Source organism: Micromonospora deserti (assembly GCF_003236335.1).
In the GTDB taxonomy this organism is placed as follows: domain Bacteria; phylum Actinomycetota; class Actinomycetes; order Mycobacteriales; family Micromonosporaceae; genus Micromonospora; species Micromonospora deserti.
The window spans coordinates 1-8,633 of the sequence record NZ_POUB01000255.1; the positions used below are offsets into that span (position 1 = coordinate 1).

Sequence of the window (8,633 nt, forward strand, 5' to 3'; positions counted from 1 at the left end):
GCTAGTCTCGTGGGCTCGGAGATGTGTATAAGAGAAAGGGGGGAGGGTGAGGTGGCGGGTGGGCGGCGGAATGTCCCACCCGCCGGATACGGTGCCGGGGTAGCGGAAACACGGGAGGTCACAGCGGTGTCCGAGGAAGCCATCCCTCAGCAGGTCAGCCCGGCGCAGGAGGCGGCGGCCGGCGCCGAGCCGACCCCGCAGGCGCGGGAGCGGCACGCCACCCTGAGCCAGGAGCTCACCGAGCACCAGTACCGCTACTACGTGCTGGACGCGCCGACCATCTCCGACGCCGAGTTCGACCGGCAGCTGCGCGAGCTGGAGGCGCTGGAGGCGCAGTTCCCGGCGCTGCGGACGCCCGAGTCGCCGACCCAGCGGGTCGGTGGCACCTTCTCCACCGACTTCACCCCGGTCGCCCACGCCGAGCGGATGCTCTCGCTCGACAACGCCTTCGCCGACGAGGAGCTGGCGGCCTGGGCCGAGCGGGTCGAGCGGGACGCCGGCGGGCCGGTGCCCTACCTCTGCGAGCTGAAGGTCGACGGGCTGGCCATCAACCTCACCTATGAACGCGGGCGGCTCGTCCGGGCGGCGACCCGCGGCGACGGCCGCACCGGCGAGGACGTCACCGCCAACGTCCGCAGCATCCGCGACGTGCCGGGCCAGCTGACGCACTCGGACGAGTTCCCCGACGTGCCGGAGTTCCTCGAGGTCCGTGGCGAGATCTACTTCCCGGTCGCCGCGTTCGCCGACCTCAACGCCGGGCTGGTGGAGCAGGGCAAGGCGCCGTTCGCCAACCCGCGCAACGCGGCCGCCGGCAGCCTGCGCCAGAAGGATCCGCGAATCACCGCGTCCCGGCCGCTGCGGCTGGTGGCGCACGGCATCGGCGCCCGGCGCGGCTTCCAGCCGACGGCGCAGTCCGAGTCGTACGCGGCGCTCAAGGCGTGGGGGCTGCCGACCAGCGACCGCTGGCGGGTGGTGCCCGACCTGGCCGGCGTCGCCGAATACATCGCCCACTACGCGCAGCACCGGCACGACGTCGAGCACGAGATCGACGGCGTGGTGGTCAAGGTCGACCCGGTCTCCATCCAGGGCCGGCTCGGCTCGACCAGCCGGGCGCCCCGCTGGGCGATCGCCTTCAAGTACCCGCCGGAGGAGGTGACCACCAAGCTGCTCGACATCGACGTCAACGTCGGGCGCACCGGCCGGGTCACCCCGTTCGCCGTGCTGGAACCGGTGCGGGTGGCGGGCTCCACGGTCGCGCTGGCCACCCTGCACAACGCCCGCGAAGTGGAGCGCAAGGGCGTGCTGATCGGCGACACGGTGGTGCTGCGCAAGGCCGGCGACGTGATCCCCGAGGTGCTCGGCCCGGTGGTCGACCTGCGGCCCGCCGACGCCCGCCCGTTCGTCATGCCCACCACCTGCCCGGCCTGCGGCACCCCGCTGGCCCCGGCGAAGGAGGGCGACGTCGACATCCGTTGCCCCAACACCCGCAGCTGCCCCGCGCAGCTGCGCGAGCGGGTGTTCCACCTCGCCGGCCGGGGCGCCTTCGACATCGAGGTGCTCGGCTACAAGGGCGCCGCCGCGCTGCTCGACGCCGGGATCATCACCGACGAGGGCGACCTGTTCGCCCTCGACGCCGAGCAGCTGTCCCGCTCCCCGTTCTTCGTCAACAAGGACGGCAGCCTGGGCAGCAACGCGGTCAAGCTGCTCGACAACCTCGCCGTGGCCAAGGAGCGCGACCTGTGGCGGGTCCTGGTGGCGCTCTCCATCCGGCACGTCGGCCCGACCGCCGCCCAGGCGCTGGCCCGGCACTTCCGCTCCATCGAGGCGATCGACGAGGCCAGCGAGGAGGAGCTCGCCTCCGTCGACGGGGTCGGGCCGACGATCGCGGCCAGCATCCGGGAGTGGTTCGCCGTCGACTGGCACCGCGCGGTGGTCCGCAAGTGGGCCGAGGCCGGGGTGCGGATGGCCGAGGAGGCGGGCGAGGAGGGCCCGCGCCCGCTGGAGGGGGTGACGGTGGTGGTCACCGGCACCCTGGCCGGGTTCTCGCGGGACCAGGCCGCCGAGGCGATCCAGAGCCGCGGCGGCAAGGTGAGCGGCTCGGTGTCCAAGAAGACCGGCTTCGTGGTGGTGGGCGACAACCCCGGCTCCAAGGCCGACAAGGCGGCCAGCCTCAAGGTCCCGGTGCTGGACGAAGAGGGCTTCGGGGTGCTCCTCGACGCCGGGCCGGACGCCGCCCGGAAGGTCGCCCGGGTCGAGGGCTGACCCGCCGGTACGGCCGCCCCGCTTCCGCGACTTCGCCGGCGCGCCGAGCGCCGCCTGCCGGACCGCTCAGCCGTGCGGGGGTGGCGGCGCGGCAGAGCCGTCGGGGTGCTGTGGGGATCTTGCGGGCACTCGGCCGCGTATACCAACTTAATTACGACTACGACCGATTCGTGACTGTCATACCGGCAAAACCGGCACCGAGGGCGTTTCATTGGTGCACGGCGTGTGAACGAACACGCCAGCCGTCGTCCGGGAGGTGTGATGGAGACCGCCGATCCGCGCAACTTCGTCCCACCCGAACGGACGACGCCGTTCTCCGCCTTCGTGGCCACGGTTTTCGCCGTGGCCGTGCTGATCTCGGCCGCCCCGCTGGCGGCGCTGCCCGGTCAGCTGCCCCGGATGCCGGCGGCGTTCTGGACGATGGCGGTGCTCGCGGTGGTCTGCGACGCCCGCCCGTTCGTCCCACCCGGCCGCCGGCACTCCTCGGCGGTCTTCCCGTCGACCTGCTTCACCTTCGCGATCCTGCTCGGCTGGGGGCTGGGGCCGGCGGTGGCCGTTCAGGCGGTGGCCGTGGTCGTGTCGGGCTGGCGGATGGGGCACGCCGCCTGGCGGACCGGGTTCAACGCCGGCCAGTACGCCTGCGCCCTCGGTGTCGCGTACACCGTCACCCGGCTCGGGCCCGGCGGCATCTTCGACGGCGGCCGGCTGGGCTGGACCGACGTGGCGGCGGTGGGCGGCGCCACGCTGGCCTGGTTCGTGGTCAACTACGGGCTGGTCAGCGCCGCCGTGCAGCTGCGCTTCGGCGACCGCTGGTGGCCCGGCCTCCGCCAGGGGCTCGGGTTCGAGCTGCTCTCCACCGGTTCCCTGCTGCTGCTCGCGCCGGTGCTGGTCGCCGCGGCCCGGGCCAGCGCGGCGTTGATCCCGCTGGTGCTGGTCCCGCTGTTCGCGGTCTACCGGATGGCCCGACTCAGCGTCGAACAGCAGCAGCTCGCCTCCCTCGACCCGCTCACCGGCCTGCCCAACCGCAAGGCGCTGCTGGCCGAGATCGGCGAACAGGTGCACCTGCACGCCGAGCGGGCGGCCCGGGGTGAGCCCGACGCCCACCTGGCGTTGCTGCTGATCGACCTGGACCGGTTCAAGAACGTCAACGACGCGCTGGGGCACGCGGTGGGGGACCGGCTGCTGGTGGAGGTGAGCGTCCGGCTGACCACGGTGGTCGGGGACGACATGGTCGCCCGGCTCGGCGGGGACGAGTTCGCCATCGTGATGACCGGGCTGACGGACGTGGCCGAGGCCCGGGGACTCGCCGACCGGGTGGTCCGCGCGCTCGCCGAACCGGTGCCGCTGGACGGCCTGCCGCTGGACGTCGGCGGTTCGATCGGCATCGCGGTCTTCCCCGAACACGGCGAGGACTTCGCCACCCTGATGCGCCACGCCGACGTGGCGATGTACGACGCCAAGCACCGCAACGACACGGTCGCCGTCTACGCCGCCGAGTCCGACCACAACTCCGCGGAGCGGCTCGGGCTCCTCGCCGACCTGCGCCGGGTGCTGGAGTCCGGCCCGTCGGCCGGTGGCCCGCCCACCGGGCTGCCCGAACCGGCCGGGGTTGTCCAGGTGGTGCCGGCGGCCGGGGACGATCCGGGCGCCGGTGACGCGGCCAGGACGGCCGGGCCCGGCGCGCCGGTGGTGCCGGCGGACCAGCCGGGCGGGGTGCGCGGCGGTGATGGGGCCGAACTGCCCGCCGCCGGGAGCGGTCTGCCACCGGACAACGGCTCGGGCCGCCGGTGGCCGCGGCGCCGCCGCGCGGCCGAGCCGGTGCACTCCGACGAGCTGATCAACCAGATCCTCACCGCCGCCGATCCGACCCGCCGGCGCTCCGCCCGCCCCGCCGAGGTCGGCCCGGACCGGGCGGACGGCCCCCGCCGGCCGGGCGCCGAGCGCGGGGAGGCCCACGTACGCCGGCGGGGCGCCGCAGCGGACGACGGCGCGAACGGGCGCCGCGGCGCCGACGCCGCCACGGGCCGGCGGGCCGCCCGGGTGGACGCGGCCCGGCGGTGGGGCGTCGACGGCGACCCGGCCGGTGACGCGGGTGAGATCACCATGTACTACCAGCCGCAGATCGCCATCGCCACCGGCGAGGTGGTCGGCGTCGAGGCGCTGCTGCGCTGGCGGCACCCCCGGCGCGGGATGGTCGACCCGGAGGAGCTGATCCGGGTCGCCGAGCAGAGCGCGGTGATGCGGCTGCTCACCCGCCGGGTCGTCGACGACGTGGTGGAGCAGCTCGCCAAGTGGTCGGCGGCCGGGATCGGCCTGCGGGCGGCGCTCAACGTCAGCGTGCGGGACCTGCACACCGGCGAGATCGCCGAGCAGATCGCCGACCGGCTCGCCCGGTACGGGGTGCCGCCGCAGCGGCTGCAACTGGAGATCACCGAGGGCGCCCTGATGGCCGACCCGCGCCGGGTGCTGGCCACCATCGCGCGGCTGCACCGCATCGGCGTGGGCATCGCGCTGGACGACTTCGGCACCGGGTACTCCTCGTTGCAGCACCTGCGCCGGCTGCCACTATCCGAGGTGAAGGTGGACCGCTCCTTCGTGCTGGGCATGGCCGAGGACCCGGACGACGCGGCCATCGTCCGGTCGATGATCGAGCTGGCCGGGGCGTTGGGGCTGCGGGTGGTGGCCGAGGGCGTGGAGGACGAACGGACCTGGCGGATGTTGCACACGGCGGGGTGCGACGCGGCGCAGGGCTGGTTCTACGCCCGGCCGATGCCGGCCGAGGAACTGGTGTCCTGGCTGTCCCGCTACCGCCCGGTGCGCCCGGCTCCCGGCCCGGGCCCCGGGCTCCCCCGCCGGCCCGCCCGGTGAGGCGGCTGGCCCGGGCCCGGAGGGGGAGTCGGGGCCGCGCCGCCGGCGCGGAACAATAGACTCGCTCCGGTCACCGCGCGTCACGCACCAGCGCCGCGCGGCCGGCACCCAGACCCAGCAGGACAGCCACGAAGGGGGCACCGATGGCCGCCATCTCCCGCGAGGAGGTCGCGCACCTGGCGCGACTGTCGCGGCTCGCCGTCACCGAGGAGGAGCTGGACACCTTCGCCGGCCAGCTCGACGTGATCCTCCAGGCGGTCGCCCAGGTCGGCGAGGTCGCCGCGGCGGACATCCCGCCGACGTCGCACTCCGTGCCGCTGACCAACGTCCTGCGCGAGGACGTGGTGACCCCGTGCCTGACGCCGCAGGAGGCACTGTCGGGCGCGCCCGACGCCGAGCAGCAGCGGTTCCGCGTACCGCGGATCCTGGATGAGGATGTGGCTTCATGAGCGAGCGTGGCGAGCGGATCGGCAGGGTGCCCGGCGTGCAGGGCGCCGATGAGCGGAGCGAGGCGGCGGCATGAGTGACCTGACGCGGATGACCGCGACGGAGATCGCCGGCCTGGTGGCCGGCGGCGGGACGAGCGCCGTCGAGGTCACCCAGGCCCACCTGGACCGGATCGCCGCGGTCGACGACCGGGTGAACGCCTTCCTGCACGTCGACGTCGAGGGCGCGCTCGCCGCGGCGCGGGAGGTCGACGCCCGCCGGGCCGCGGGCGAGCGGCTCGGCCCGCTGGCCGGCGTACCGGTCGCGGTGAAGGACGTGCTCACCACCAAGGGCGTGCCGACCACCGTCGGGTCGAAGATCCTGGAGGGCTGGCGCCCGCCGTACGACTCGACGATCGTGCAGCGGCTGCGCGCCGCCGGCACGGTGATGCTCGGCAAGACCAACATGGACGAGTTCGCGATGGGCTCCTCCACCGAGTACTCGGCGTACGGACCGACCCACAACCCCTGGGACCTGAGCCGCATCCCGGGCGGTTCCGGCGGTGGCAGCGCGGCGGCCCTCGCGGCGTACGAGGCGCCGCTGGCGATCGGCTCGGACACCGGCGGCTCGATCCGCCAGCCCGGCGCGGTCACCGGTACCGTCGGCGCGAAGCCCACCTACGGCGGCACCTCCCGCTACGGCCTGGTCGCCTTCTCCTCCTCGCTGGACACCCCCGGCCCGTGCGCCCGCACCGTGCTCGACGCCGCGCTGCTGCACGAGGTGATCGGCGGGCACGACCCGCGTGACTCCACCTCCATCCCGCAGCCGGTGCCGGATGTGGTGACCGCGGCGAAGCTCGGCGCGACCGGCGACCTGACCGGTGTGAAGCTCGGTGTGGTCACCGAGTTCGCCGGCGAGGGCGGCGAGCCGGGCGTGATGGCCGCCTTCCGCGAGGCGGTCGACACGCTGACCAAGCTGGGCGCCGAGATCGTGGAGGTTTCCTGCCCGCACTTCACGTACGCGCTGCCGGCGTACTACCTGATCGCGCCGAGCGAGTGCTCCTCCAACCTGGCCCGGTTCGACGGGGTCCGGTTCGGCCTGCGGGTCGGCGACGACGGCAACCGGTCGCTGGAGGAGGTCATGTCGCTGACCCGGGAGGCCGGCTTCGGTCCCGAGGTCAAGCGCCGCATCATGATCGGCACGTATGCGCTGTCGTCCGGCTACTACGACGCCTACTACGGGCAGGCGCAGAAGGTCCGCACCCTGATCACCCGCGACTTCACCGCCGCCTTCGAGCGGGTGGACGCACTGATCTCGCCGACCACCCCGTTCGTGGCGTTCCCGATCGGCGCGCGCACCGCCGACCCGTACCAGATGTACCTGGCCGACCTGTTCACCATCCCGACCAACCTGTACGGCGGGCCGGGTATCTCGGTGCCGTGCGGGCTCTCCGACGGTCTGCCGGTCGGTCTGCAGGTCATGGCCCCGACGATGGCCGACGACCGGATGTATCGGGTCGCCGCCGCGCTGGAGAGCGCCGTCGGCACGTTCACCCCACCGGCACTGTGAGGCAGGAGCACCGATGACGACGACACTGCCCGCGTACGACGAGGTCGTGGCGCGCTACGAACCGGTGATCGGCCTGGAGACCCACGTCGAGCTGGGCACCCGGACGAAGATGTTCTGCGGCTGCCCGACCGATTTCGGCGGCGAGCCGAACACCCGGGTCTGCCCGGTCTGCCTCGGCCTGCCCGGCTCGCTGCCGGTGGCCAACAAGGCCGCCATCGAGGCGACCATCCGGATCGGCCTGGCGTTGAACTGCTCCATCGCCGAGTGGTGCCGGTTCGCCCGGAAGAACTACTTCTACCCGGACATGCCGAAGAACTTCCAGATCAGCCAGTACGACGAGCCGCTCTGCGTGGACGGCTACCTCGACGTCGAGGTCGGCGGTGAGCTGGTGCGCATCGGCATCGAGCGGGTGCACCTGGAGGAGGACACCGGCAAGACGCTGCACGTCGGCGGCGCCACCGGCCGGATCCACGGCGCGACCGAGTCGCTGGTCGACTACAACCGGGCCGGCATCCCGCTGGTCGAGATCGTCACCAAGCCGGTCGCCGGCACCGGCGCGCTCGCCCCGGAGGTGGCCCGCGCGTACGTCACCGAGCTGCGCGACGTGATCCGCTCGCTCGGTGTCTCGGACGTGCGGATGGAGGAGGGGTCGCTGCGCTGCGACGTGAACACCTCCCTCAACCTGCCCGGCCAGGAGTGGGGCACCCGCACCGAGACCAAGAACGTCAACTCGCTGCGGTCGGTCGAACGGGCCGTCCGGTCGGAGATCATCCGGCAGGCGTCGGTGCTCGACGCGGGTGGCCGGATCACCCAGGAGACCCGGCACTTCCACGAGGACAGCGGGGACACCACGCCCGGCCGGTCCAAGGAGACCGCGACGGACTACCGGTACTTCCCGGAGCCCGACCTGGTGCCGCTGGCGCCGGACCCGGCCTGGGTGGCCGAGCTGAAGGCCGCCCTGCCCGAGCTGCCCCGGCTGCACCGGCGGCGGCTGCAGGAGCAGTGGGGCCTGTCCGAGGCGGACATGCAGTCGGTGCTCAACGCCGGCGCGGTCGAGCTGATCGAGGCGACCGTGGCCGCCGGCGCCACCCCCGCCGCCGCCCGCAAGTGGTGGCTGGGTGAGCTGTCCCGCCGGGCCAACGTGTCCGGCGTGGAGTTGGCCGACGTCGGCGCCACCCCGGGGCAGGTCGCCGAGCTGCAGCGCCTGGTCGACGCCGGCAAGCTCACCGACAAGCTGGCCCGTACCGTCCTGGAGGGCGTGGTGGCCGGCGAGGGATCGCCGACCGAGATCATGACCAACCGCAACCTGGAGGTGGTCTCGGACACCGGCGCGCTCATCGCCGCCGTGGACGAGGCGATCGCCGCCAACCCGGTCATCGCCGACAAGGTCCGCAGCGGCAAGGTCGCCGCGGCCGGCGCGCTGGTCGGCGCGGTCATGAAGACCACGCGCGGCCAGGCCGACGCCAAGACCTGTCTCTTATAAACATCTCCGAGCCCACGAGACTAGC

General features: G+C 73.6%; 5 protein-coding genes. All 5 read left to right on the forward strand.

Translation table 11 applies throughout. The features are described from left to right. Nucleotides 1-126 precede the first annotated feature (126 nt). The 5 genes from ligA to gatB all read left to right on the forward strand — a co-directional run bounded on the left by ligA (nt 127) and on the right by gatB (nt 8,608). On the forward strand, nt 127-2,262 hold the full coding sequence (gene ligA / locus C1I99_RS25740) for an NAD-dependent DNA ligase LigA (RefSeq protein WP_111136775.1): 2,136 nt from the start codon (nt 127-129) through the stop codon (nt 2,260-2,262). Between the two features lie 261 nt (nt 2,263-2,523). Continuing rightward, nucleotides 2,524-5,130, forward strand: coding sequence for a bifunctional diguanylate cyclase/phosphodiesterase (locus C1I99_RS25745; RefSeq protein ID WP_111136776.1), 2,607 nt, complete (start codon nt 2,524-2,526; stop codon nt 5,128-5,130). Nucleotides 5,131-5,273: 143 nt separating this feature from the next. After that, complete coding sequence (gene gatC / locus C1I99_RS25750) at nt 5,274-5,579, forward strand: Asp-tRNA(Asn)/Glu-tRNA(Gln) amidotransferase subunit GatC (protein ID WP_111136777.1); 306 nt, start codon at nt 5,274-5,276, stop codon at nt 5,577-5,579. A gap of 70 nt (nt 5,580-5,649) precedes the next feature. Beyond that, the gene (gene gatA, locus C1I99_RS25755; RefSeq protein ID WP_111136778.1) at nt 5,650-7,125 is read left to right on the forward strand and encodes an Asp-tRNA(Asn)/Glu-tRNA(Gln) amidotransferase subunit GatA; all 1,476 of its coding nucleotides are present in this window, start codon (nt 5,650-5,652) and stop codon (nt 7,123-7,125) included. A 13-nt stretch (nt 7,126-7,138) separates the two neighbouring features. After that, nucleotides 7,139-8,608 carry an Asp-tRNA(Asn)/Glu-tRNA(Gln) amidotransferase subunit GatB gene (gene gatB, locus C1I99_RS25760; RefSeq protein ID WP_111136779.1) on the forward strand — a complete coding sequence of 490 codons (1,470 nt, stop codon included), beginning with the start codon at nt 7,139-7,141 and terminating at the stop codon, nt 8,606-8,608. The last annotated feature ends 25 nt before the right edge of the window (nt 8,609-8,633 follow it).